The sequence below is a fragment of the Sphaerospermopsis sp. LEGE 08334 genome, assembly GCF_015207205.1.
Taxonomy (GTDB): Bacteria; Cyanobacteriota; Cyanobacteriia; order Cyanobacteriales; family Nostocaceae; genus Sphaerospermopsis.
Genome location: NZ_JADEXH010000017.1, coordinates 57678 through 82329, shown reverse-complemented (window position 1 = coordinate 82329; position 24652 = coordinate 57678). Strand labels below are relative to the sequence as shown.

The following is a 24652-nucleotide window of genomic DNA, read 5'->3' as shown; positions in this document are numbered from 1 at the left end:
ACCAATTACCAATGAGCAAATTATGAACGAACCCAAAGTAAAAGAAAAAGAGACTCCCGGACAAGTTCCACCAACACCATTAAGGTGTATAACTGGGGCGGTAATGTCAGGAGGATTTGCATTTGCGATGTATTCTTTAATGATTGCGATCGCTACCACTTTTGCTAATAAACCTATTCATTCTGATAACCAAATTGTCCTCAATATCGCCTCCGCTGTTCGTACTTTAGTGGTGGGTGTGGTGGCTTTGGGAACGGGAATATTTGGTATAGTAGCTTTGGGTTTGTTAGCCTTGGCAATACAATTATTAATCCAACAGTTTACAACCTCTAAAAATTGACAATTGACAATTGATAATTGACAATTGTTTTATTCAGGTTTGAAAACTGAACTTTTCCCAGGACAAGAAAGAAAAAAATTTCTATCTTCTAATCCTCTCACTTCCAGGTTTGGTAATTGTCCATTGTCCATTGTCCATTGTCCATTGTCCATTGTCCATTGTCCATTGTCCATTGTCCATTGTCCATTATTCTGATATTAACAAGAAACAGGGTTTGTTAATTGGGAACGAGATTTGATAAATTGCAGTTTTGCAGATGCGGAAACCTGAAGTAATTGATTTTGTTTTCTCCAAAGAGTCGGCGACAATTTGTGATGGTGACTAAACTGGCGAGAAAAATGACAAACATTTTGATAACCTATTTTGGTAGCAATTTCTTCAATTGTCAAATTCGTATTTTTTAGTAAAGAACAGGCTTCGGCCATACGACGTTTAACTATCCAAGTATTAACACTTTTTCCCGTTTGTTTGGATACTTGGTTAGTTAAATAAGCTGGAGAATAGCCAACAGCTTCCGCAACATCTGATAAAGTAATACCTTGGTGATAATGAGCCTCAATATAGTCAAAAACTTTTTGCAGGTGGGAAATATTAGGGAAGATTAACTCTGAATTTCCTAATGTAGCTGGAAATTCTGAAACTTTTGGCGAAGCTTGATGAGAGTTCTGACTATACCAGGATCTGAGCAAAGATTGTTTTTCTAATCGAATAGAAATTGCTTTTAGCAACTCATCGACAGTAGCAGGTTTACTTAAATAATCATCTGCTCCCAACTCCATTCCTGTTCTCATAGAAGCCTTAGAATTACTTGCTGTGAGAAAAATAAAAGGAATAATTGCTGTGAGAGGATTTTGACGTAGCTGAGTTAAAACACTGTAACCATCCATAACTGGCATGAGCAGATCACAAATTACCAAATCAGGTAAATTTTCTTCTGCTTGCCGAATACCAACTTGACCATTTTCTGCTCCTATCGTAACAAAACCTTCAGCCTCAAGACTGTCTAAGAAGAGATTGCGGGTAATAGCATCATCTTCAATTACAAGAATTGTTTTCGACGATTCACGTATCATTTTGAAACCAATAAAAGTTGTCAGAGAGAATGATTAATAGCAATTGATAATTGATAATTGATAATTGATAATTGATAATTGACACAGCAGTTTCGACGTAAATGAAGTACAAATTTACATCACAAAGCCTGACACCAAAAGGATTTCCAAGCTGATAGCTGACTGCTGATAGCTGAAAGCTGCTGTAATTCATCCTGCAAAAGACTCTTGCCCTTTTTTCTATGAAATGGGAAATATGGGAACTGATGGTAGAACTAAGGTAAATGTAGTACCGACACCCACTTGACTAACCATTGTGATTTGACCTCCATATAAATCAACTAGATTTTTGACAATTGATAAGCCTAGTCCTGTTCCCGAAGTATTATCAACATTGCTACCTCGATAAAACGGTTCAAAAAGTCTTTGTTGGTCTATTTCGGGAATACCAATACCTTTATCTTTAACCTGAAACTGTATTTTTTCTTGGTGACAGGAAACAGTTAAGTCCACCACACTACTAGGGGGAGAATATTTAATTGCATTGTCTAGCAAGTTATTCAAAATTGGTTTCAGTATTTTTTGGTCAATCCATACGTCTAAACAGTTGCCTTGACTCTGAAAATTAATATATTTATTACTATCAATGATTACCATTTGTGTAATTAAATCTTGACAAAATTTCACAATATTAACCTTTTGCGGCTCAACTATAATTTGCGCTGATTCTGCTTTAGATAATAATAAAATATTATCTAATACCTGATTGATTTGTTCAACTGCTGTTTGAATGTGTTCAATAAATATTAATTTCTTGTCTGTTTCCCATTTATCTATATGTCGTTTGAGTAAGCTATTGGAAAATGAAATAACATTTAGTGGTGTCCGAAATTCATGGCAGAGTATACCCACAAGATTAGCTCGAATTTTACTGATTTCTTGTGCTTGTTCTAAAGCCTGATGCAATTCCAATTGTGCAAATTTATAATCTGTGATATCAGTAGCCGTAAGGACTTCAACTTCTTGAACATCAAAATATACCCCTCCATCAAAGCGAGTCATGGCAACATCTAACCATCGTTCTTTACCATCTTTAGTAATAATATTTATCTCCTGATATTCAACTTCCAAGTTAGTTGTTTCTGGGGGTTTAGATGTGCGACTTTTGATAAGTTGGTTAAAATCAAAGTTTGCTAACAGTTCCTTTTTTGTATAGCCGGTGAGTAATTCCGCCGCAGAATTGACATAGTAAATTTTTCTACCTTGAATTAGGAAAATACCAGCCTTTGTAGCTTCTAGTAAGGTGCAAAATCTAGACTCCAAGCTTGGCTGTAAATTCCATTTTGAGTTGACTTTTGCTAACCCGGAATCCCCAGAAATCATATCACTATTTACTCCAGAGTCTTAGTTCATAGTATAGTATGGATGGTATTATAGGACTCCTATTTGATTTTTGATAGCGTAGCGTGGCGTAAGCCATACAGAACTCAGTACATACTGAAAGCCTTCTTCCCTGTTCCCTGTTCCCTGCCTCCACGAACAATTCATGAATCAAATCGGATCACTATAAGTCAATAGTTCAATCAAACTCCAAAATTCATAAACATTGATGATGCTATGAATTTGTCAGTCCGATTGAATTTAGGTTTAATCTTAACAATAAAGAAATCATTATTTCAATTTTGTTGCATATATAAGTGTTCGTTATTCCTAAATTAAGTATTTTTTTGTAAAAATAAAATACCATACTTTCAATTTTGAACTTTAAAAGAATCCCAGGTAAGATTTTTAGTGAACTCCCCCACAAAATTTGTTAAAAATTTGAGAGTCTACTGATAAGACTACATTCTGGAAACTATAAAAAACTTTCATATCAAATGTAATAGATGTGTATTTTACCTAGATTATCGAAAAATTGGCTGGAAAACCGGACTTCGTGCAAAGTTTTTGCAGCCGCGTATAAATCCCCATGACAGAAACAGCCTCTTCTATGTGCGTTTATGTGCGTTAAGTTTCAGAAATTTGCTCAATTGGGAACATTATCTAAGAATGTAATAAATTTACCATAGAAAGGATTTAACTATATCTAAATACGCCCAGTCATCCTTCCTATGGAAGAGATTTCTGTAAAAAAAACCTGTAAGTAACGAAACCTCTTACCAAAGATATATAAATTGTAAAGAAAGAATGTGTTGAGGGACACAAAATATAAAATACTGATTCCATCGTCAAAAATCATCTTTAGAAATACAAGCTATCAGAGTGAAGGATCATCAAAAAAATGCAAGAGCGAAAAAATAGACAAATCGATCAAAAAATAGTTCATTTATCCGGTGTGAAACTTTGAGTAGGCTTAATGAAAGAGGTAACTTCTGCAAGAGGTTGAATCTGTATTGGTGGTTTTAGCTATATATCTCTTAACCAAACAGCTGCTCTAGCTGGTTCAGTCTACCCCCAACCCCAATCAAAACAGAGAAAACCCTTGATATATGTTTATAAATTTTTCATCAGCAGGTGTTTGTCTCAGCATGATCTACTACTACTACTTCAACTGTGCTGAGATTTTTGAAATATGAGGAAAAGCTACCAAGCTATTGATTGAATTTCATTCACAAATAGGAGTGCATACCATGAGTCAAAACGTTGCTGATTATAATAGACAAATTAATAGGAAAATTAATACTGAACAAGTAGAACAAATAGTTAAGGCAATTATAGCTGGCAAGTATTCCTGGGCTTGTGTTTTGCTGTTGCGTTTTTCTGGACACAACCCTATTGACTATATACCCTACCGTACATATATCAGATTGCTCAAAAATAATTGCCTACTTGGTGGCTCTGGACAAGAGCAAAATGCTACTAAAAAAGAGGTAGAAATGTTTAACCTCAAATCCAGTTGGATTCATTTCTAATCAAACTCTAATTAATCCCAAAAATGAAGCTAGGTGTGGGTTTACTAGAAGTGTTTTCAGGTATTAGATATGTTTGGTAAACCCACATATTGGCACATTAAATTGATAAGCGTTTTCAATCTCATATCCAAGAAAATTAAATTAAAAAATGTTTTGTTATCCCAGCCATATTGTTCATAACTTACTGTAAGAAAAACGAAGGTGGGAATTTCTTAACTGTTAACTAATAATTATTAATTCATTCTCATCATGATTTACCCAATTTCTATGTCTAATAATTCTCTGCAACCCATACTCAGAGAGATTGTATGGCAGAAAAAACTAGAAGTTGCACAAATGCAACAAGAAATGTCTCTCGCGTCTTTGCAACGTCAATTAACTGCTGCTCCTACTGTCAGAGATTTTTTCACTGCTTTGCAACAAAGTATTTACAAACCTAGTTTGATCGCAGAGGTTAAAAAAACATTCCCTAATCAAGATGTCGCTACACAAGATTTTGATCCTTTGTCTATAGCTAAATCCTATGAACGTAGTGGAGCAACTTGTATATCTGTTGTGACTGATCAAAAGTTTTTTCATGGTGGTTTTGATCATCTGCGGATTATTCGACATCGCATAACTTTACCTTTGTTATGCAAAGATTTTATTCTTGATCCTTGTCAAATTTATTTAGCACGTGCAGCGGGTGCAGATGCAATTTTATTAATTGCTGCTATTCTTACAGATCAGCAGATTAATAACTTTTTGCGGGTGATTCACTATTTGGGAATGAATGCTGTAGTTGAAGTTCACAATTTGAGTGAATTAGATCGGGTGATCAAGTTAGAAGATGTCCGCATTATCAGCATTAACAACCGCAGTTTAGAAGATTTTAGTGTTAATCTTGGCACTACTCAGCAATTAATGGCAGCTAGGAGAACACATTTACAAAACTTAGGTATTTTGGTTGTCAGTGAATCGGGAATTGAAAGTTCTGCTGATTTATCCCTAATGTCAGATGCAGGTGTAAATGCAGTTTTGATGGGAGATTCTTTACTCAAACAAGAAGATTTAGAAACTGCTGTCAGTAGTTTATTTAAATCCAAAATTCCAATCTATAAAGACTTGGTGAAAAAAGGAGTTTAATAGGTGACTGGTGACTGGGAAAGAAAATTTTAGATTTTAGATTTTAGATTGGAATTGACAAAAATAATCCAAAATCCAAAATCCAAAATCTAAAATAAGTAACTCCTGACTGCTGAATGATTTAATTGATGAAATCTAGACTTTCACTACTTTTACAGTTTGCAAATTTGAATCAACACAACCGCTAATAAATCCCCCTGAAGACTGAATTTTTTGGAGATACTCTAAAGCTGTTTTTGTAATTAATTCCCCAGGCATTAATACCGGTATTCCTGGGGGATATGGACATATATTTTCTGCACAAATTCTATTTACTGTTTTCTCTAAAGGTAGGGTTTCACTATCAGCAAAAAAAGCCTCACGAGGCGAAATGCACAAAACATGATCAATTATAGCATCGTTATTATATTTACATATTTTGTACCGACTTGTCAATTGTGGTATCTGAGTTAATTTTTTAAACCCTTGTACTAATTCAGCAATATCTGATTTATTGTTACCTAAGCTAATAATAAAAGTGAGATTTTGTAAGGATGAAAATTCTGGAGTTACACCCATTTCATTGAGCATATCTTCAGCTACAAAACCCGTTAAACCTAAGTTGGCAACATTTACAGTTAACCGGGTTTTATCCAAATCAAAAAAGCCATTTTTATTAATTTGGGGGATCTCTAAAACTGATAAACCTGGAATTTGACTAATTTCAATTCTTGCAATTTCCGCTAACTGCAAAGTTTGAAACATCAAAATTTCCCCATTAACTGCCATTTGTTGACGTGCAGCATCAAGAGAAGCTAAAAGAATAAAACTCGGACTTGTAGATTGTACTAATTGTAATGCTTTATTTAATCTATCAATATTAATTCTATTTCCTTGAATATGTAACATTGATGCTTGAGTCATTGCACCCAATGTTTTATGAATAGATTGTATTGTTAAATCTGCACCTGCGGTTAAAGCTGAGGTAGGTAAATGGGGATGAAAATGAAAATGTGCGCCATGTGCTTCATCTACAATTAAAGGAATATTATATTGATGAGTAATTTGGGCAATACTTTTTAAATCTCCACACACACCGTAATAAGTTGGGTAAACCATTAACACAGCTTTAGCATCAGGATGTTGAGCTAAAGTTGCTTTTAAATCTTCCGGTTTAATACTATGGGCAATATCTAAATTTTCATCATATTCAGGATTGATAAAAATAGGAATTGCACCAGAAAGAATTAAACCATAAATTACAGAAGAATGGACATTTCTGGGCATAATTATTTTATCATTTATCCCGCAAGTAGCGATAATTGCGGCTTCAATGCCACAGGTAGAACCATTAACTAAAAAATAGGTTTTTTCCGCACCAAAAGCTGCTGCGGCTAATTCTTGTGCGGCTAAAATTGCGCTTTCAGGAGTGAATAAATTATCTAATTCGGCTAATTCTGTTAAATCAGCACGGAAGACATCTTTACCGATTAAATCGGTTAAAATTGGGGAAATTCCTGCACCGCGTTTGTGTCCAGGGGTGTAAAATGGTGCATGGGGACGGGAGATGGAAGTTTTGAGAGCATCAATGAGAGGGGTTTGGTTTTGGTTGAGCATTTTTGGGTTAATTTAGCGTTTAAGTTTCAAGGTAAAAAGTGATCAATTATCGCATATAATTAATTAATAGACTATATTAGGTTCTGATTAAACTCTATGCAGACTAAATTTACAACAGAAGAAGAAGTAACTTTTTTTGAGGAAGAAGAAGATCAGGAAATTGAGCCTGAATCTCAGAGTAACTTAATTCCTGAATTAAAGCAAATTAAAGAAATAGTTGTTTCTGGTAGTGATTGGACAACAGCAACAATACTTGATCAACTTGTTCGGGATAATATCCAATTAACTCCAAGATTTCAAAGACGAGATGCTTGGGATATAACTCGTAAAAGTAGATTTATCGAATCACTAATACTTGGATTTCCAGTACCACAAATAGTATTAGCTGTTAAGCCAAAAGAAAAAGGTAAATTTATCGTTCTTGATGGTAAACAAAGATTGTTAACTATTCTTCAATTTTATGGTAGAAGTGAAGATACTCCAAATAATGCTTTTGCTTTAAAAAATTTAGAGTTTAGACGTGATTTGATTGGCAAAAAATATGATGATTTCCAAAATGATGTTATTTTGAGTTCTGACCTTAATGCTCTAGACAACCAAACTATTCGGACTATATTAATTAGGAATTGGTATAGTGAAGATTTGCTATATAAAATGTTCCTGCGCTTAAATGTAGAAAGCACTCCATTATCTCCTCAAGAACTTAGACAAGCATTACATCCAGGTAGTTTTATCAATTTCTTAGATGATCAATCAATTAAAAGTCAGGCTCTTAAAAAAATATTCAGATCACCAAATCCTGATTTTCGGATGCGAGATGTTGAATTACTATTACGTTACATAGGATTTCATTATTTTATATCTGAATATCGTGGAAATCTCAAAGCATTTCTTGATATGACTTGTGAAAATCTTAATAAAGATTGGGAAAAAATAGATGATGATATTGAAAATACAGTTAATCAATTCGAGGAAGCAGTAGAAACAACTATTAATATATTTGGAGATAACTTTTCTCGTATGTGGTTGGGTAATAAATACCGCAGCCAGTTTAATCGAGCAATTTTAGATGTAATGGTTTTTTACTTTAAAGATGAGACTATAAGGAAATCTGCTCAAAGAAATAAGGAAAAAGTTGAAGAAGCTTTTAAAAGCTTATGTTCATCCAACAGTAACTTTAAAGAAGCTATTGAAGGAACAACTAAGAACATTCGAGAAACTTACAATCGTTTGAGATTGTGGGGTGAAAGTCTATTAACAGTTTTAGATGTAGATTTTAACCTACCTGAACTTGTTGATAATCGGATAATTTTTAACGGGTTGAGGTAGGGTATTTATATAATATTATGCCAAAATCTGCTAGATTTAGGATTTTAACCAGGGAGTTAAATAGGTTAAAAAAGCAATTTCTACCTAAAATTAGTCCTATCGGTTTATATTCTGATAGACAGTTAGCGAGAACTCTGGCATATAGAGTTTTAGCTCATGCTGAAATTGAATCTTACTTGGAAGATAGAGCTTGGGAAGTTGCTCAAGATGCTAAAAAAGCTTGGGATAACTCAGGTGAAACTCGTTTAACTTTAATAAGTTTATTAGCATTCTCTGGTCAAATGATGGAAATACCTCCTGAAACACTGACACCAACTAAAGGAAATAAAAAGGTTTCATTAGATAAAATCAAGTTAAGTAAAAAAATAGATTCAGCTATCAAAAGTTTTAAGTGGGTTATTGATAACAATCATGGAGTCAAAGAAGCCAATATTTTGGCATTATTATTACCCATAGGGATAGATAGTGATGATTTAGACCCGCGTGGCTTGCTATTATGGATACATTTGGTAAAGAAAGAGGGATTGTTGCACATACATCAGCTACATCATACATGACTGTTCAATTACCAGATCCGGCAACTGAACTAAATACGGTACTACAAATTACTCAGGATATTTTAAAAATTGATGAATTAATTAATACTTTAATGAAGTAAAATGTAAAATGTAAAATGCAATCACTAGAAAAAAACAGGAAAAATGAGATTCAAAGACATCAAATCTATCAAGCAAACACTATTCACTGGTATCAAATTCATCTCCATACCCTTAATTACTGCGGGAATGGGATTAGAAATATGGAACATCGAAACAATCACAACTAACAACCAATTACCAAATATATTAAATCCTGTTTTAATCCTTGCTCACATTGCCCTATCAGCGCATTTTGTTGAAGGAATCATCGCCGCTTTTTATGCACCTTCTAAAAATCACAACCCCATTAAATATGCAATTTATACATTTTTTGTAGGAACAGTTGGGTTATTAGAATTGTGGGAAAATCGTAATCCTTAAAATTGGGAGCATCCCAAATGTGTAAATTAATTTTGATCTAACGTAAAAAATGATCCAAGGCTTGATATGATTGAACCGCAAAGGACGCAAAGGACACAAAGGTAAGAGAGTTTAAGAGATTTTTTAGTGTTGCTGTGGTTATTTTTTCAAAATTGGGATGCTCCCTTACAATTCGAGTATAACCATTTGGGAAGATGTCAATAAATTAAGTTATCATCTAGTTTGGAAAAGTCGCATCATGCCAAAATGACTATGACTTATCCCTGTGCCATCTCCATCCCTGAACCCCAACCCTTACCAAAACCCGAAACACCTCCACAACCAAACATTCCTCCTGCGTTCCCAGAACCCGTTCCCGAACCCGTTCCCGGACCTATTCCCCAAACCATACCCGAACCAATACCGCAAACAGTACCCGGACCAATTCCCCAAACCATCCCGAAACCTGTTTGAATTATCCTTATAATTGCAATCAACATCTAAAAATCTACAATGCTAAGAGCCGGAATAGTCGGACTTCCCAACGTCGGAAAATCAACCTTATTTAACGCTGTAGTGGCTAATGCTAAAGCTGAAGCTGCTAACTTCCCTTTTTGTACCATTGAACCGAATGTTGGCATTGTCTCAGTACCAGATGACCGGTTAAATGTTCTCGCCAAACTTGCTAATTCTGAACAAATTATACCTGCTCGCGTTGAGTTTGTGGATATTGCAGGTTTGGTAAAAGGTGCAAGTCAAGGTGAAGGTTTGGGAAATCAATTTTTATCCCACATCCGCGAAGTTGATGCCATAGTTCATGTTGTGCGTTGTTTTGAAAATGATGATATCATTCACGTTGCCGGTTCTGTAGACCCTGCGAGAGATATTGAAATCATTAATTTAGAATTGGGTTTATCAGATTTAGCACAAATTGAAAGACGCATTGAACGCACCCGTAAACTAGCACGTACCAGCAAAGATGCACAATTTGAAATTACCGTTTTGGAAAAATTAGCAGCAGCTTTAAATGAAGGTAAATCAGTCCGTCAAGTCAGTTTAAATGAAGAAGAAGCCGCAATTATTAAAGGCTTAGGATTATTGACAAATAAACCTATTATTTACGCTGCGAATGTTTCTGAAGATGACTTAGCAACGGGTAATGAATTTGTGGAAAAAGTGCGAGAAGTAGCAGCACAAGAAAATGCTCAAGTTGTGATTGTTTCTGCACAAGTGGAAGCGGAATTAGTAGAATTGCCAGAAGAAGATAAAGCCGATTTTCTGGAATCTTTAGGTGTAAAAGAAGGCGGTTTAAAATCTTTAATTCGTGCTACTTATACTCTGTTAGGTTTGCGGACATATTTCACTTCTGGTCCGAAAGAAACCCGTGCTTGGACTATTAATGCTGGAATGTCTGCACCTCAAGCAGCAGGTGTGATTCACTCTGATTTTGAACGGGGTTTTATTCGTGCAGAAACCGTTGCTTATGATGATTTAGTCACTCATGGTTCAATGAATGGTGCAAAGGAAAAAGGTTTGGTGAGAAGTGAAGGAAAGGAATATATTGTTAAAGAAGGGGATGTAATGTTATTCCGATTTAATGTTTAGGTAAAGAGGTGATAGGTGACAGGTGACAGGTGAGGTGACAGATGAAATTCAGATCCCTGACTTCTCAAAATAGAATAATAAAAGAAGTCGGGGATCTCAATCTTCAAAATTAAAATTACGCATTAAGCTGTTACGCAGCTAAACTGTATAATCTTAATATTCTTAGGTCTTGTGGAACAGGCATCTTGCCTGTTAACATTATATAAATTAAATGCAGTACAGCTTATCAATTATCAATTATCAATTATCAATTATTTTACGCAATACTTCCCCGTTTTCTTGCTTCTTTGTAAGAAATACCAATATTTTTTATACCAGCTTTAATCATTTCTCTTTCTAAAAGCGCAAAAAAATGATTTCTATCGCCACCTCGGACTACAGCTTGATTATGCGCTTCCGCAATTGCCACAGGATAACCGTATCCTTTTTGTACTTGTGCTAACATTAAGCCTAATGCTTGATCTAACATTTGAGAATTATTTGCTACCCAAGCAGGAAACTCGATCCGGGAAATTTCCGTACCTACGTGAACATAACAAAAATAAATTGTTTGTTCTTCATAAAGTTGTAAAATCCTGTTATTACTGCGCCATAAGGGTCCTCTTTGTCCTGGTTTTAGTTGGGTTGTCCATAAAGTCGTATCTCGCAGGTTTTCAAATTTTTTACATGGTACATGATCTAGTTGATCAGGGCAATAACTGATACAGTCAGGGACGGGGTAGGGACAAGCTAACAAGCGTAAAAAGTTTGTAGATTCCAGGTTACGAGCGGCGCTAAGATAACCAATGATGGGAATTTCGGCTTTTTGTAATTGTTGCCAAGCTGCTAAAATCGGGGGTAAAATGCGATCGCGTGCATCCATAGGTAATTGATCTAAAAACCAGTATATTAACGAACCATCAACCATTGCTAAAGCGGGAATCTCGGTTTTTACACTACAAGCTAGTTCAGCTAATACCGTAATTTCCGAAGCTGTGCGGCGGTTACTCATCCATTCTTCGGTTCTTAAACCCCACTGACGAGCGATATATAAATCTTCTGGCTTATAAAATACTTCTGGTAAACTATCTAAAACTGGGTGTTTATTTTGACCGTAATGTAAAACAACTCTACCGATATTTAATAAGTAACAATAGGCAATTTCGTGATGGTTAGGGGCAATTTGTGAACCATCGGTAGCGATGACAGTATGAACTTTAGGAGGTACAGGAATATCAATACAAGTTTCTAAAGGTTCGATGGGTGTAGCATTAGCAAAAAGAATGCGATCGCGCCATTTTTCTTGACGTTCTATTAATTCTTGTTGACATTCAAAAGCTTTTGTTAAATATTCTTTTGCTAACTCTAAACGTCGGTTACTTTCAGCAACTTCTGAAGAAAGATGCTGACTTAAACCTTGCATTTGTCCCGCTACTTTTGTTAAATCTAGCATAATTGGTGATTGGTGATTGGTGATTGGTGATTGGTGATTGGTGATTGGTGATTGGTGATTGGTAATATTTATTTTTACTCCTGACTTCTAAACTACTACTATTTTCTTACTGTCACCTGTCACCTGTCACCTGTCACCTGTCACCTGATAATTAATATTTACCAATGAGAGAAATCTTGAGAAAATTGATCCAGTGAAATTACCCGAATCCGATTATCATTTTGTCCTGCTTCCCGTTCTGGTTGAGTATTATAACCCCAATCTGCTAAAAATAGTTGCACATCCTTTAAATCAGATTGCTGTTTAACTAACTCTAAGGTTTTGAGTCTATCTTCCACAAACCATAAATTTTCATATTTAATTTTTTCCTGTGAAATTAATTCTCGCAAAGTCTCGTATTTTGGGCGTTTTACTTCCTTACCAAAAATCGCTGTATCTGGTAAATTAACCCCTTCTTGTTGTAACAACTGCTTAACAAAACGCCCTTCTTTAGTGGTTACAATATATAGTTGTACTCCACTTGCAAGAGTTATCTTTAATTTTTCTATCACTCCCGGATAGAATTTATGCAAACTTAACCAACCATCTAAATCTGTCTCTATCCATTTATCCCGCAAACCATCTAGTCTTTTCATAATTTCTTTAGCTTCTAGATGATCTGCTTTTAAAATTCCTGGGGTAATATTTACCCATTCTTGCAGTATTTTATCATCAGAAAAACCATCAATCAAAGCTTTAATTAAAACCGGCATTTCCCAACCAGTTTCAATTACAGGACGCAAACGATAAAATCTTAAAGCTAAATTATCTGGTGGTGTGTCGTTAACAGATGGCCAAATTTGACAATAGGTACGCCATGCTACCTCAAAATATTCAATTAGTCCATCGCAAATCACTCCATCAAAGTCTAAGGCTAAAATTGTAGGACTATTTACCGTCATTGTTTTGATGTGAAAAACTGCTGTTTTGAGCTTACCTGAATTGGCAATAATTTTTTGTATCAGTTATCAATAGGGAACAGCTATCCGTCAGCTTTTTACATTAAAACTTTATACCTCCTGCTAAATAGACATAACACCAATTTAACAAATCTTAATTACAGGACTTACGCAAAACAGAACGAAATTAGGGGTAATTCATGAATTACCCCTACGCAAGAATCAGGGTTTTAGTCCAATCTAGCGTAAGTCCTAAATTAATCAAATTGAATTTGTTTTTTATTCCGTTTTAATTGCTTCCAAAGCAAATGTATCTGTTTGTAAGCTTCCTCTGGAGAAATTTTACCACCGGTTTGTAAATTACAAATGTAGTTTACTCGTTGAGAAAACTCTTGCAGATGTCCATTGAATAATAAATATTCTTCCTTTAACTGACCATGATAGGGATGACGAGGATACAAAAAATCACATAATTCACAGAGGAAATCAGAGTTAGTATTCATAGGGATTTATTCAGAATCAGGTAACAAATTTACATATTAAGATGCTAGATATTGAGGAATAGAATCAAAATTTTAATCTTAGTGTTTTAATCATGCTGTAAATGACTTTTTCCTACTTTCCAAATACGTCCTTTTTGAGTAGCGTTACAAGCAGCAGTTTTTGGCTCAAAATCAACACAGCCAATAGCCTGTTCACAACAAGCTTTGCAAGGATGGACGGTACATTTGAGACGATAATCATTAGTGAAATATTCACAATTATGACAAGGAATTTGATGTAATTTCTGTAGATAATTGATGCCTTTTTTGACAGTTAACCAAATGCTACAAAGTAGTAATATCGTCATGATCCAAGCAGAGAAAGCGCAAAAAATGACAGCCATAAATAGTGATTACTCCTTGTTTTTCTGATGATTAGGGAAAATATAATTTAAGAAACTGCCCACAGTCAACTGCTATTAACCGCAGGCCGAAAATATGACTAGCTGATGTTGAGGAAACTTTAATGAGAAAACTTTAAGTTATGAAGAGATACTACGAGAACGCCAAGTATGCCAAACATAACCTAAGAAGGCTACTATTCCCAAAAAGAATTGAATATTAGCCATACCAAGACGTTCTGAACCGTAAAACTCTACTGGAAAAACCGTATTGTTGTAACCGATAAAACTGGCAGAAATCCAAGCCATTAAAGCTAAACCAAGCAAACTATAAGCGAGAATTTCTTCACCATTTTCTATGGGTAAAATTTTTCTCACCCAAGCAAAAGGTTTAACAACAATATGCCAAATGCCACCAAAAATGAGAATTAAACCAATCCAAATATGACCACCAATGACATCTTCTAAATTGTCTACACTGGCAATTCCCAAAATATTCCAGCTACCATCTTTCATCCCAAATAGGTAGCTAAAAATTATATTTGGATTGAGAGTAGGGTCAGAAATGAGGCGCACATCTCCCAAATGGGTATCATAAATTCCACCGAAAAACATAGCTTTTAGGACTAATAAAAATGCCCCTAACCCTAAAATAATTAAGTGATGTCCTAAAATTAAACCTAATTGTTTGGGGTCGTTCCATTCATAGTGAAATTTCGCTACTCTCCCACCAGCATTATGTAAAATTGCTGGACTGCGAAACACATGAAATAATCCACCAGCACCCAAGACAGCAGAGGCAATTAAATGTAAAACACCAATGACAAAATAGGGATAGGTATCTACAATTTGACCACCATTACCCACACCCCAACCTAAAGTTGCTAAATGAGGTAATAAAACCAAACCCTGTTTATACATTGGTATATCAGGAACATAGTTCAGAACTTCAGAAATAGTAGTAGTTCCTGCCCAAAACATAATTAAACCAGCATGGGAAACATGAGCGCCTAATAATTGACCCGATAAATCTGTCAAACGGGCATTACCAATTAACCAAGGTAATTTTGTATTAGCTGCAAAGGTTCTATCAGTCGAAATTGTCACAGTCATACAATTGGTAATTGTGGATTTTAGATGTTGGATGTTCGATTGATTAAGCCATAGAAAAAGGCTTTTTGAGGAAAGTGCCAAGTTGTTAATTAACTCAGCACTAATGACTATTTATGATTCGCTGTTAATGGTATTTAATGATTTTTCAATCTGTTTAAAATCCACACCAATTGCTCTGAGTGCGTGCCACAAATGACCTTGCAAGAAGAAGAAAGCTAAGAAGAAATGGGCATTAGCTAACCATGCTCTAGAACTATAACCACCATTTGCTAATTTGATGGTATCGGCAAAATAGGGACTGACACCTAGTTTTAATTCCAAGGTAGAACCATAAAATTCCACTGGATAGGCAAGGGTATTTACTGCACAGAAATAAGCAGCTACAAATCCTGCTAAGGCAATACCACCTAATGAATAGGAAAGAATAGCTTCACCAGAGAAAATTAATAGCTTTCTTGCCCAGGGGAAAGGCTCTTTAATAATGTGCCAAATACCGCCACCAATGAGGATTAACCCTACATAAATATGACCACCAATTAAATCCTCTAAATTATTAACTGTGGCGAAATGAGTTTGATAGCCATAGATAATAAAGGGGTTAAGAGTGGGGTTAGTTACAACTCTGACATCATGAATTGTTGCATCATATATTCCTCCCCAAAACATGGCTTTTCCTACCAATAACAAGGCTGCTACGCCTAAAAATAGGAGGTGATGACCCAAAATCAATCCTAGTTGTTTATGGTCGTTCCATTCAAAGTGAAATTTACGAGCAAAACCGCTAGAGTCTTTTAAATTTTTTGGCGCTTTAAAGGTATGAAAGAGCGCACCTGCGCCCAAAACGGCAGACGAGATTAAATGCAAAGCTCCAATGACAAAATAGGGATAGGTATCAATAATTTGACCACCTTTTCCCACACCAAAACCCAAAGTTGCTAGATGTGGTAACAAAATTAATCCCTGTTCTCCCATAGGAATATTAGGGTTATAACGGGATATTTCAAACCATGTAAATGCTCCAGCCCAGAGAGTTGTTAGTGCGGCTTGTGCTACGTGAGCGCCAATAAATAAGCCAGAAAGATTAGCAAAGCGGGCATTACCAACCCACCAATCAAATTTGACGTTGGGATTATCGTATGTCTGCATTTTTCACTAATTATTAGTTGTTGACAGGAAGACTTAATTAATTGTTAGCTGTTTAACTTCAACCGATAAAAAAACAATATCGCTCAATTCATTTAGGTGGTTGAATTTAATTACTAATTCCAGTGATGACAACTTTACTATATTGCAAATTATTCTTATTTAAAAACTTTTTTAACAAAACTTAACAATTATAAAATTAGAAAAATATAGCAACAAAAAAAGAGCGACAATAGGCAATTTTGTCGCCGAAAAAGTTTAATATTACAGCAGGATTTAGTATGGTTTTAGCATTGCCAAAACCATACATTAATTAGAAATACAACATTTATAAACATTTGTTGGTTTTCACTTTTTTTAATCCAACTTACAAAAATACTTAACAGAAAGTATTGATTTAGAAGTCACTTATTTTGCTAACTTTGGGGAGATAGATTGAGTTAACAAAATAGATTGTAGATGATAAAGTTGCCAAAAACTTAATATTTGTTCCCCAACTGGTTGAGGATAGAAATAATGAAAAAAATGATGTCCTTTCGGGTATTGCCAGAGATGATCTTCAGGTTTTAAATATTTTGACCATTCCTGTAAAGTCGATGGATCAACAACATGATCATTATTGCTACCACAGACCATCATCGGCATAGAAACACCTCCTTTTGGTAAATCAACTAACTTAAATAAAGAGTGTGATAATGGAGTTTGATCCAAATCTTTATCTAAAGCTGTAATTAACTTTTTGGTCGTGTGATGAGGTTGTTTGCCAAAAAGATTGCAAACACTATTTGCTAATAGTTGTTCACGACTGATAGGAAACATTTCTCTTTGGACATAATAGTGAGTGTGCCAAGTATGTGCAGGTTGAGCGGCCACTGCTAATAAAGTGAGCGATCGCACCTTTTCGGGATAACGACTAGCAAAACTTAAAGCCAACGCACCACCAGCACCATGACCAGCTAAATGAACAGAATCATTTTTAGCCGTCAAAAATTCATTGAGCAAATTCACAGCTTCATCTATAGAACTACCTTCATCTTTTTCGTGATGGTACTCCCACTGAGCCACCGTCATATACTTAGATAAGTATTTTAATAACGGTTGATCAAACCTTGCCAAAGCAGGGCTAGAACTTAACCACAAAACATCAAAAATATCAGACATAAATATGCTCACAGAATAGGATAGAGGATAGAAAAGAAGGTGTAGGTAAAGAGATGAGTAAAATACCCACACCATAATCAAGCGACAACTGACAGGTGAATAATTAAAAACAGAATCTTCATAAGTATTTAGCTATCAGTAATCAGCTTTAATCTATAAATAGATAGATAGGTTTTTCATCAAGGCAAAAGTTGGGCTTTTGTTTTTTGTTTTCAACCTCTTGCTGATAGCTGACGGCTGATGGCTGAATGCTTACGAATCTTCTACAAACCAAATTCAGTTTTTAACTGAGTCACCCAAGCCTTAATACGTTCATCAGTTAAATCAGACTGGTTATCTTCATCCAATGCCAAACCGACAAACTTACCATTTTTCAGAGCCTTAGAAGCACTAAAATCATAGCCATCCGTAGGCCAACAACCCACAGTTTTACCACCAAGCTCAGAAATTTTTTCTTCTAAAATACCCATTGCATCCTGAAAATTATCCGCATAACCAATCTGATCACCAGTACCGAAATAGGCAACTAATTTTCCTGAGAAATTGATATTATCCAATTCCGGTAAAAAGCCCTCCCAATCACTTTGAAGTTCGCCAATATTCCAAGTAGGACAACCAATAATCAGACATTGATAATCATCAAAATCAGCAGTATCAGCTTGGGAAATATCCTGGAGAGTAACCACATCATCACCAAACTCATCCCGAATGATTTCCGCCGCAGATTCAGTTTTACCTGTTTGAGTTCCGTAGAACAAACCAATTTTTTTCGACATTTTCACACCCCAAAAATTACTAACAACTTAGAAAAATAAACTGCTATTAGTTAATAACAAGAAAGCAAACAACGCACCTCCAAAGCCACCAACTAGCCAGCCATAATTAAACTTACGCCAAGACTTAGCTGAGGTTAAATTATCTGGTAATTCGCCTTGAGGAGATTTGCGACTTTGGAAAGTTGCACCACCATACAGCCACAGACAAATTGACAAAATCAACAGCAAGCCAAAAGTAGCTAATAAACCAACTTGATTTGCTAACTCCGTATTCCTTAAAGGACCCAATTTCACAAAAGGACCAAGCAGGAAATAACCATGAGCCATGCCAATCTCTAAACCACGAGCAAAGGGAGACAAACCAGGACGGTAAATAGGCAGATTTCCTAATAAATTCAAAGTCAAATCTGAAGCATTGATCGGAGTTTGTAAACTGCCCATTTCTGGGAAATCCAAATAATTGACAACTCCTTGCTGAAAATCTAACCCAGCCGCAATCACACGCACTCTTAAAGCGTGCCAAATATGGCCAATTAAAAAGACAATAGCTAAGGCAAAATGGCTAGTTGCTAACCAAGTGCGAACCGAAATTACTCCTGATGTGCTACCCAGTCCCAATGATCCATAAAACTCCGTTGGATAAACGGTATCATTAACAGTCACAAAATACGCTGCCAATAAACCCATATATGCCAAGGCAGCAAGACTGTAAGATAAATAAGCCTCACCAGACCAAAATAAAATCTTTTTTGCCCAGGTAAAAGGAGTGGTGAAAATATGCCAAATTCCCCCACCAATACAAAGTAGTCCTACCCAAACATGGCCACCAATTACATCTTCTAAATTATTGACAGCAGCCATACCTTGGCCACCAAACAGATAACTAAATATCCGTACAGGATTGAGAGTTGGTGCGGTAATTATCCTCACAGATGCCACAGCAGGGTCATAAATTCCCCCCCAAACCGTGGCTTTTAGCACCAGTAAAAATGCTCCTAGCCCTAACAACAGTAGATGAATACCAATGATGCTGGTCATTTTGTCTTCATCTTCCCAGTTGTAGCCAAACGAACCAGGAAAAGTTCTATTTTCCGGTAATACCTTGGGTCCTAATAGAGCGTGATAAATCCCCCCAGCACCAAGTACAGCCGAACTAACCAAATGCAACACACCAATAACAAAATAGGGATAGGTATCAATAATTTTGCCACCATCACCAATCCCAAATCCTAATGTTGCCAAATGAGGTAGTAAAATTAACCCTTGTTCATATATTGGTCGGGAAGGGTCATATTTACTGATTTCAAATAGGGTCATTGCCCCAGCCCAGAGGACAATTAACCCAGCATGGGCAACATGAGCGCCCAAAATTCGCCCAGACTGGTTAATAAACCGTGCGTTACCTGCCCACCAGCCATATTCCGGTGAGTTAATAGTTGCAGTGGTCATAGTTACATTACCTCACCACGAGTAGGACGTACTTCACCGGTCTGAAAATCAAAACCTGCTGCCCGTAAAGCGTGCCAAAGATGCCCTTGGAGGAAGAAAAAGCCTAGCCAAAAGTGAGCATTTGCCAACCACACACGAGAGGATAATAAATCTCCGTTGTGGAAATAGGGGAAACGGTCAAAGCCAATGCTTAAAGGTGCGCCGTAAAATTCTATCGGATAGGCTAGTGTGTTTACGGAGACAAAATAGGCAGCTATAAAACTCATTAAGCTTAAAGCTCCCAAGCTGTAAGATAGGTATGCTTCTCCTGACCAAACAAACAGCCCTTTGACAAACTGCGACGGCTCAGTGGTGATGTGCCATATACCGCCCGCTATACAGACAATACTTACCCAGATATGACCACCAACTAAGTCTTCTAGGTTATTAACTCCAGCAATCCAGTATTTATGACTACCCAAAAAGTAGCTGAAAATGACGGTAAAATTCCAGGTTGGGTGGTCAATAATTCTCACTACTCCTAAATTGGAGTCGTATAAACCACCAAAAAATAAGGCTTTGGCAACTAATAACCCAGCCCCTAGTCCCAATAAAACTAAGTGAATACCGAGAATTGTTGTCATTTTATTGGCATCTTGCCAACGGTAGCCAAAAAAGGAAAATTTCTCTTCGAGGATAGCAGGACCCCAAAGTGCATGAAATATTCCTCCCAAACCCAGAAAAGCAGAGCTAATCAAATGTAATACACCAATAACAAAGTAGGGATAAGTGTTTACAATTTGACCACCACTACCCACACCCCAACCCAAGGTTGCTAGATGGGGTAGAAGAATTAAGTTTTGCTCGTACATTGGTTGAGATGTTTGGTAACGAGCAAGTTCAAATAAGGTTGTCGCACCTGCCCAAAACACGATTAATCCTGCATGGGCAACATGAGCGCCTAATAATCTGCCTGAAAGATGTGTTAACCGGGCGTTCCCTGACCACCAAGGTATGGACTCCGGGGTTTGCACAGCCATGCTCGTCATGGTGTATTTTCCTGTGAATTGTGGGAAATAGCTAGGATGCTTAATTTACTTATTGAGATAGATATTCAATAAGCTCTAGGCATATCATATCAGATTTATTGAGATAATTTATCACTAATTAAATATGAATTTTCGTAAAGTTTTTTGTCAAAGTATCCCACAGCTACAAATTACCATCCTCCCGAAAGGGGAAAATAGCTTATTTATGGCGGTTTATAGCTCAGTTTACATACATTAGAACTTAAAAATTAACAGTTATTAACATAATAATAACAACATAAATTAACACTAGTAACTAATACTGTATTCTTACTTATTCTTATTTAGTGAGAAATTTTTGAGAATTATTTGTAACTATGTTTACCTGAGACATTCTTTCCGTTAGGAAACCCAACAGTGACAGGCTTTTGTTGGGTTGCGCTATCGCTTAACCCAACCTACAAAGAGTACAGGAGTCAGGAAGAAGAATTAGAAGTAGCGAGGAATGGTTAAGTTTTGTGGTGCGATCATCTTGCCCGCTAAACTGATGTGGAAATGCTTTAACCTGCCATTTCCTCTAATACCTGCCTGATAGTATCCGTTGGTACTTCGTCTGTCACCTTAACTGCACCTATTTGAGTAGGTAACACAAACCGCACTTTCCCAGATTTGACTTTTTTATCTAATTGCAAAGCATCAATAATCGCTGCAATATCTAAACCTGCTGGTAATTTTGTCGGTAAACCTGCTTTTTTAATCAATGCGTTTTGACGTTCTGTGTCGGCTTTTTGCCAAAGTCCTAATTTTACAGCGATTTCCCCTGCTGCTATCATGCCAATACCCACAGCTTCACCATGCTTTAACAAGCGATAATTGGTTAAACTTTCCACCGCATGGCCGATAGTATGACCATAATTCAAAATTGCCCGCAGTCCAGATTCTTTTTCATCTTGACTGACAACATCTGCCTTCGCTTGACAAGAATGAGTTAATATGTAATTTATCAGGTCGGATTTTACATAGCGGAGTTGGTCAAGGTGCTTACTCGCTTCCAATTGAGTAAACAATTCAGCGTCCCAAATTACGCCGTACTTGATCACTTCCGCCATTCCCGCCCTAAATTCGGCTGCTGGTAAGGTTTTCAAGACTTCAGGATCAATTAATACTAAGCTGGGTTGGTGAAATGCACCGATCAAGTTTTTACCATGAGGATGGTTAACGCCGGTTTTTCCGCCTACAGATGAATCTACCATTGCTAATAAGCTGGTAGGAACTTGGACAACATTAATTCCTCTTAACCAGGTCGCAGCAGCAAACCCAGTCATATCACCAACTACACCACCACCCAAAGCAACCATCGTAGAAGAACGTTCTAACCGATGTTCCAAAGCTACATCATAGATTTTTTGGATAGAGTTTAAAGTTTTATAGCGTTCTCCAGGGGGGAGGTTGTAGTGAACCACATCAAAACCAGCATTTTGCAAAGATGCGATCGCCCTTTCCCCATAATGTTTAAATATCATCGGGTTAGAAACCAGCAACACCTTTTTACCCAGTTTTAAACCCGCCATCTGTTCACCCAGTTGATCTAAACTTCCAGGTGCAACAGTGATTTCATAAGACTTTTCTGGTATATCTACTTTAATTACAGAACTCATTTAACAATCCTGATATAATCACAATTTCGCGTATTTTACCGTAGTTTGGTAATTGATAATTTTTCTGTCACCTGTCACCTGTCACCTGTCACCTGTTTCCATGATTGAATAGAAATAAGTCACTAAACAGGAGTAATACAAATGGCTATCGTTGAATACATTGCATTTTTGGGCGCGTTTATGGGTATCGCAGTTGGTTTATTATTTGGTCTACGCTCCGCAAAGATCATCTAATAGCTAATTATTTACCCTAAAACCTGTCTAGGGGCGGAAAAACCCGCCCTTGATATACCAACTCAAACGCTAACAGGTGTTCTACTGTCACCTGTCACCTGTCACCTGTCACCTGTCACCTGTCACCTGCTCAAAGCAGCAGGTGTTTTCCCCTGCTTCTCAAATGGTGGACGCATTTCCAAACCCAATAAATTCAACATTTGCCGATCTGCATCATAATCAGGACAGGGAGTAGTCACCGTCAACATCTTATTATCATCGCTGGAAAAAATCGAATTAGCACCCGCCATAAAACATAAAGCTTGTTCAACTGGGGAAAGTTTCGCCCTTCCCGCACTTAAACGCACATCAGAAGTGGGCATAATAATTCTAGCAGTAGCAATCATCCGCACCACTTCCCAAATCGGTACTTCTGGCTGATTTGCCAACGGTGTACCCTCAACCTGTGAGAGAATATTAATAGGTACTGATTCGGGATGAGGTTGTAAATTAGAAAGGGTGTATAACATTCCTACCCGATCTTCAATGCTTTCACCTAAACCGAGAATACCACCAGAACACACAGTTACATTAGTTGTGCGGACGTTTTCAATGGTGTTTAGGCGATCGCCATAAGTCCGAGTAGTAATCACAGTGCTATAATATTCCTCAGACGTATCTAAATTATGATTATAAGCATATAATCCCGCATCTTCCAACCTTTGAGCCTGGTTTGCAGTTAACATCCCCAAAGTACAGCAAACCTCTAAACCCATCGAGGTGACATCTTTTACCATATCCAGGACTTGCTCAAACTGGGAATTATCCCGCACTTCCCGCCAAGCAGCACCCATACACACCCGACTTACACCGGTTTCCTTTGCTTTTTTAGCAATATTTATCACAGTTTCTTTTTCTAACAGTGCTTCCGGTTTTACCTCGGTTTTATAGCGTGACGACTGAGCGCAATAACCACAATCTTCCGGGCAACCACCAGTTTTAATAGATATCAACTTACAAACCTGTATTTGTTTAGGATTATGAAATTGACGATGCACACTAGCAGCTTGATAAATAAGCTCTAGAAATGGTGTATTATAAATAGCCAAAATCTCATCTTTTTGCCAATCGTAGCGTATTCCCACCGTGAGTATCCTTTACTAAAATGTTACTAAAATACACAGAATTACAGGAAAATAATAATCTTAGTATATGACTCCTATTTGATTTTTGATAACCTAGCTTGGCGTAAGCTATAAAAAACACCTTACATCCATATTCTTTAAAACCCTATTTCCTATTCCCTATTCCCTATTCCCTGCTTATATATGAAATCAGAACTGCCACTAATTAAAACTAACCGCTTATGTTTAAAAGTAGCTACTTCCGAAGATATACCGCAAATCATCAAATATTTTACTATAAATAAAGACCATCTTACTCCATTTTCACCTACTTGGGCTGATGGTTTTTTCACAGCAGAATATTGGCAATATCAAATTGAGCAATATCATCTAGAAATTATTCACGGTTGCGGTTTAAGATTCTTTATACATCATCAAAACAACCCCAAAGAAATAATCGGCGTTCTCAACTTCAGTAATTTTATACGCGGAGCAGCTAGTTTTTGTAATGTTGGATATAGTTTAGCAGAAGCAGCACAAGGTCATGGTTACATGACAGAAGCATTAAAAGCGGGAAATAAATATATATTTAATGAACTAAATTTTCACCGGATCATGGCAAATTATATGCCCCATAATCGCCGTAGTGGTAATGTATTAAAAAGAGCAGGTTTTGTAATTGAAGGATATGCTAGAGACTATTTATTAATTAATGGTCAATGGGAAGATCATATACTCACCAGTTTGACTAATTATAATTGGAAACCGTATTAGAAGGTGACAGGTGACAGGTGACAG

The 24652-nt window shown here is 36.5% G+C and carries 26 protein-coding genes; 10 read left to right on the top strand and 16 right to left on the bottom strand.

What is annotated here, in order from left to right:
• The first annotated feature begins 22 nt into the window (after positions 1-22).
• The gene (locus IQ237_RS11605; RefSeq protein WP_194055250.1) at positions 23-340 is read left to right on the top strand and encodes a DUF3082 domain-containing protein; all 318 of its coding nucleotides are present in this window, start codon (positions 23-25) and stop codon (positions 338-340) included.
• Positions 341-369: 29 nt separating this feature from the next.
• Here the strand turns inward: IQ237_RS11605 and IQ237_RS26265 are convergent, their stop codons facing one another.
• The 3 genes from IQ237_RS26265 to IQ237_RS11595 all read right to left on the bottom strand — a co-directional run bounded on the left by IQ237_RS26265 (position 370) and on the right by IQ237_RS11595 (position 2775).
• Positions 370-513: a hypothetical protein gene (locus IQ237_RS26265; protein ID WP_228020061.1), complete on the bottom strand. Its 144-nt coding sequence runs from the start codon at positions 511-513 to the stop codon at positions 370-372.
• A gap of 24 nt (positions 514-537) precedes the next feature.
• Positions 538-1413: a DNA-binding response regulator gene (locus IQ237_RS11600; protein ID WP_194055249.1), complete on the bottom strand. Its 876-nt coding sequence runs from the start codon at positions 1411-1413 to the stop codon at positions 538-540.
• Between the two features lie 219 nt (positions 1414-1632).
• The gene (locus IQ237_RS11595; protein ID WP_194055248.1) at positions 1633-2775 is read right to left on the bottom strand and encodes a PAS domain-containing sensor histidine kinase; all 1143 of its coding nucleotides are present in this window, start codon (positions 2773-2775) and stop codon (positions 1633-1635) included.
• Between the two features lie 1247 nt (positions 2776-4022).
• Between IQ237_RS11595 and IQ237_RS11590 the strand changes: the two genes are divergently transcribed.
• Complete coding sequence (locus tag IQ237_RS11590; protein WP_194055247.1) at positions 4023-4304, top strand: HetP family heterocyst commitment protein; 282 nt, start codon at positions 4023-4025, stop codon at positions 4302-4304.
• Between the two features lie 249 nt (positions 4305-4553).
• The gene (gene trpC / locus IQ237_RS11585; RefSeq protein WP_194055245.1) at positions 4554-5429 is read left to right on the top strand and encodes an indole-3-glycerol phosphate synthase TrpC; all 876 of its coding nucleotides are present in this window, start codon (positions 4554-4556) and stop codon (positions 5427-5429) included.
• A 135-nt stretch (positions 5430-5564) separates the two neighbouring features.
• On the opposite strand, the gene IQ237_RS11580 is transcribed toward trpC, so the two are convergent.
• Positions 5565-7025 (bottom strand): aminotransferase class I/II-fold pyridoxal phosphate-dependent enzyme, encoded by a 1461-nt coding sequence (locus IQ237_RS11580; protein ID WP_194055243.1) that lies wholly within the window; start codon positions 7023-7025, stop codon positions 5565-5567.
• 96 nt (positions 7026-7121) lie between these two features.
• On the opposite strand from IQ237_RS11580, the gene IQ237_RS11575 reads away from it, so the two are divergent.
• The 5 genes from IQ237_RS11575 (at position 7122) to ychF (ending at position 10957) form a co-directional block, all read left to right on the top strand.
• Complete coding sequence (locus IQ237_RS11575; RefSeq protein WP_194055241.1) at positions 7122-8354, top strand: DUF262 domain-containing protein; 1233 nt, start codon at positions 7122-7124, stop codon at positions 8352-8354.
• A 17-nt stretch (positions 8355-8371) separates the two neighbouring features.
• Positions 8372-8911 (top strand): hypothetical protein, encoded by a 540-nt coding sequence (locus tag IQ237_RS11570; protein WP_228020058.1) that lies wholly within the window; start codon positions 8372-8374, stop codon positions 8909-8911.
• 144 nt (positions 8912-9055) lie between these two features.
• Entirely contained in the window at positions 9056-9373 is a 318-nt protein-coding gene (locus IQ237_RS11565) for a hypothetical protein (RefSeq protein WP_194055239.1), read from the top strand.
• Positions 9374-9625: 252 nt separating this feature from the next.
• Positions 9626-9826, top strand: a complete 201-nt coding sequence (locus IQ237_RS26260; protein ID WP_228020072.1) for a hypothetical protein — start codon at positions 9626-9628, stop codon at positions 9824-9826.
• Positions 9827-9865: 39 nt separating this feature from the next.
• Positions 9866-10957 carry a redox-regulated ATPase YchF gene (ychF, locus tag IQ237_RS11555; protein WP_194055235.1) on the top strand — a complete coding sequence of 364 codons (1092 nt, stop codon included), beginning with the start codon at positions 9866-9868 and terminating at the stop codon, positions 10955-10957.
• A 256-nt stretch (positions 10958-11213) separates the two neighbouring features.
• Here ychF and IQ237_RS11550 read toward each other — a convergent pair whose 3' ends face one another.
• The 11 genes from IQ237_RS11550 to aroB all read right to left on the bottom strand — a co-directional run bounded on the left by IQ237_RS11550 (position 11214) and on the right by aroB (position 22517).
• Positions 11214-12389, bottom strand: coding sequence for a DNA double-strand break repair nuclease NurA (locus IQ237_RS11550; RefSeq protein ID WP_194055233.1), 1176 nt, complete (start codon positions 12387-12389; stop codon positions 11214-11216).
• 158 nt (positions 12390-12547) lie between these two features.
• Complete coding sequence (locus IQ237_RS11545; RefSeq protein ID WP_194055231.1) at positions 12548-13330, bottom strand: HAD family hydrolase; 783 nt, start codon at positions 13328-13330, stop codon at positions 12548-12550.
• Between the two features lie 254 nt (positions 13331-13584).
• On the bottom strand, positions 13585-13830 hold the full coding sequence (locus IQ237_RS11540; RefSeq protein WP_194055229.1) for a hypothetical protein: 246 nt from the start codon (positions 13828-13830) through the stop codon (positions 13585-13587).
• A gap of 86 nt (positions 13831-13916) precedes the next feature.
• Positions 13917-14213: a hypothetical protein gene (locus IQ237_RS11535; RefSeq protein ID WP_194055227.1), complete on the bottom strand. Its 297-nt coding sequence runs from the start codon at positions 14211-14213 to the stop codon at positions 13917-13919.
• Between the two features lie 138 nt (positions 14214-14351).
• The gene (locus IQ237_RS11530; protein WP_194055293.1) at positions 14352-15317 is read right to left on the bottom strand and encodes a chlorophyll a/b binding light-harvesting protein; all 966 of its coding nucleotides are present in this window, start codon (positions 15315-15317) and stop codon (positions 14352-14354) included.
• Between the two features lie 117 nt (positions 15318-15434).
• Positions 15435-16469: a chlorophyll a/b binding light-harvesting protein gene (locus IQ237_RS11525; RefSeq protein ID WP_194055225.1), complete on the bottom strand. Its 1035-nt coding sequence runs from the start codon at positions 16467-16469 to the stop codon at positions 15435-15437.
• Positions 16470-16874: 405 nt separating this feature from the next.
• Positions 16875-17627: an alpha/beta fold hydrolase gene (locus IQ237_RS11520; RefSeq protein ID WP_194055223.1), complete on the bottom strand. Its 753-nt coding sequence runs from the start codon at positions 17625-17627 to the stop codon at positions 16875-16877.
• Positions 17628-17890: 263 nt separating this feature from the next.
• Positions 17891-18403, bottom strand: a complete 513-nt coding sequence (gene fldA / locus IQ237_RS11515) for a flavodoxin FldA (RefSeq protein WP_194055221.1) — start codon at positions 18401-18403, stop codon at positions 17891-17893.
• A gap of 27 nt (positions 18404-18430) precedes the next feature.
• Positions 18431-19852, bottom strand: a complete 1422-nt coding sequence (locus tag IQ237_RS11510) for a chlorophyll a/b binding light-harvesting protein (protein WP_194055219.1) — start codon at positions 19850-19852, stop codon at positions 18431-18433.
• Positions 19853-19854: 2 nt separating this feature from the next.
• Positions 19855-20871, bottom strand: coding sequence for a chlorophyll a/b binding light-harvesting protein (locus tag IQ237_RS11505; protein WP_228020070.1), 1017 nt, complete (start codon positions 20869-20871; stop codon positions 19855-19857).
• A 548-nt stretch (positions 20872-21419) separates the two neighbouring features.
• Positions 21420-22517, bottom strand: a complete 1098-nt coding sequence (aroB, locus tag IQ237_RS11500; RefSeq protein WP_194055215.1) for a 3-dehydroquinate synthase — start codon at positions 22515-22517, stop codon at positions 21420-21422.
• A 141-nt stretch (positions 22518-22658) separates the two neighbouring features.
• On the opposite strand from aroB, the gene petL reads away from it, so the two are divergent.
• Positions 22659-22751 carry a cytochrome b6-f complex subunit PetL gene (gene petL, locus IQ237_RS11495; protein WP_194055213.1) on the top strand — a complete coding sequence of 31 codons (93 nt, stop codon included), beginning with the start codon at positions 22659-22661 and terminating at the stop codon, positions 22749-22751.
• 122 nt (positions 22752-22873) lie between these two features.
• Here petL and bioB read toward each other — a convergent pair whose 3' ends face one another.
• Positions 22874-23875, bottom strand: coding sequence for a biotin synthase BioB (gene bioB, locus IQ237_RS11490; RefSeq protein ID WP_194055211.1), 1002 nt, complete (start codon positions 23873-23875; stop codon positions 22874-22876).
• Between the two features lie 183 nt (positions 23876-24058).
• Between bioB and IQ237_RS11485 the strand changes: the two genes are divergently transcribed.
• Complete coding sequence (locus IQ237_RS11485; RefSeq protein WP_194055209.1) at positions 24059-24628, top strand: GNAT family N-acetyltransferase; 570 nt, start codon at positions 24059-24061, stop codon at positions 24626-24628.
• Positions 24629-24652: the final 24 nt, after the last annotated feature.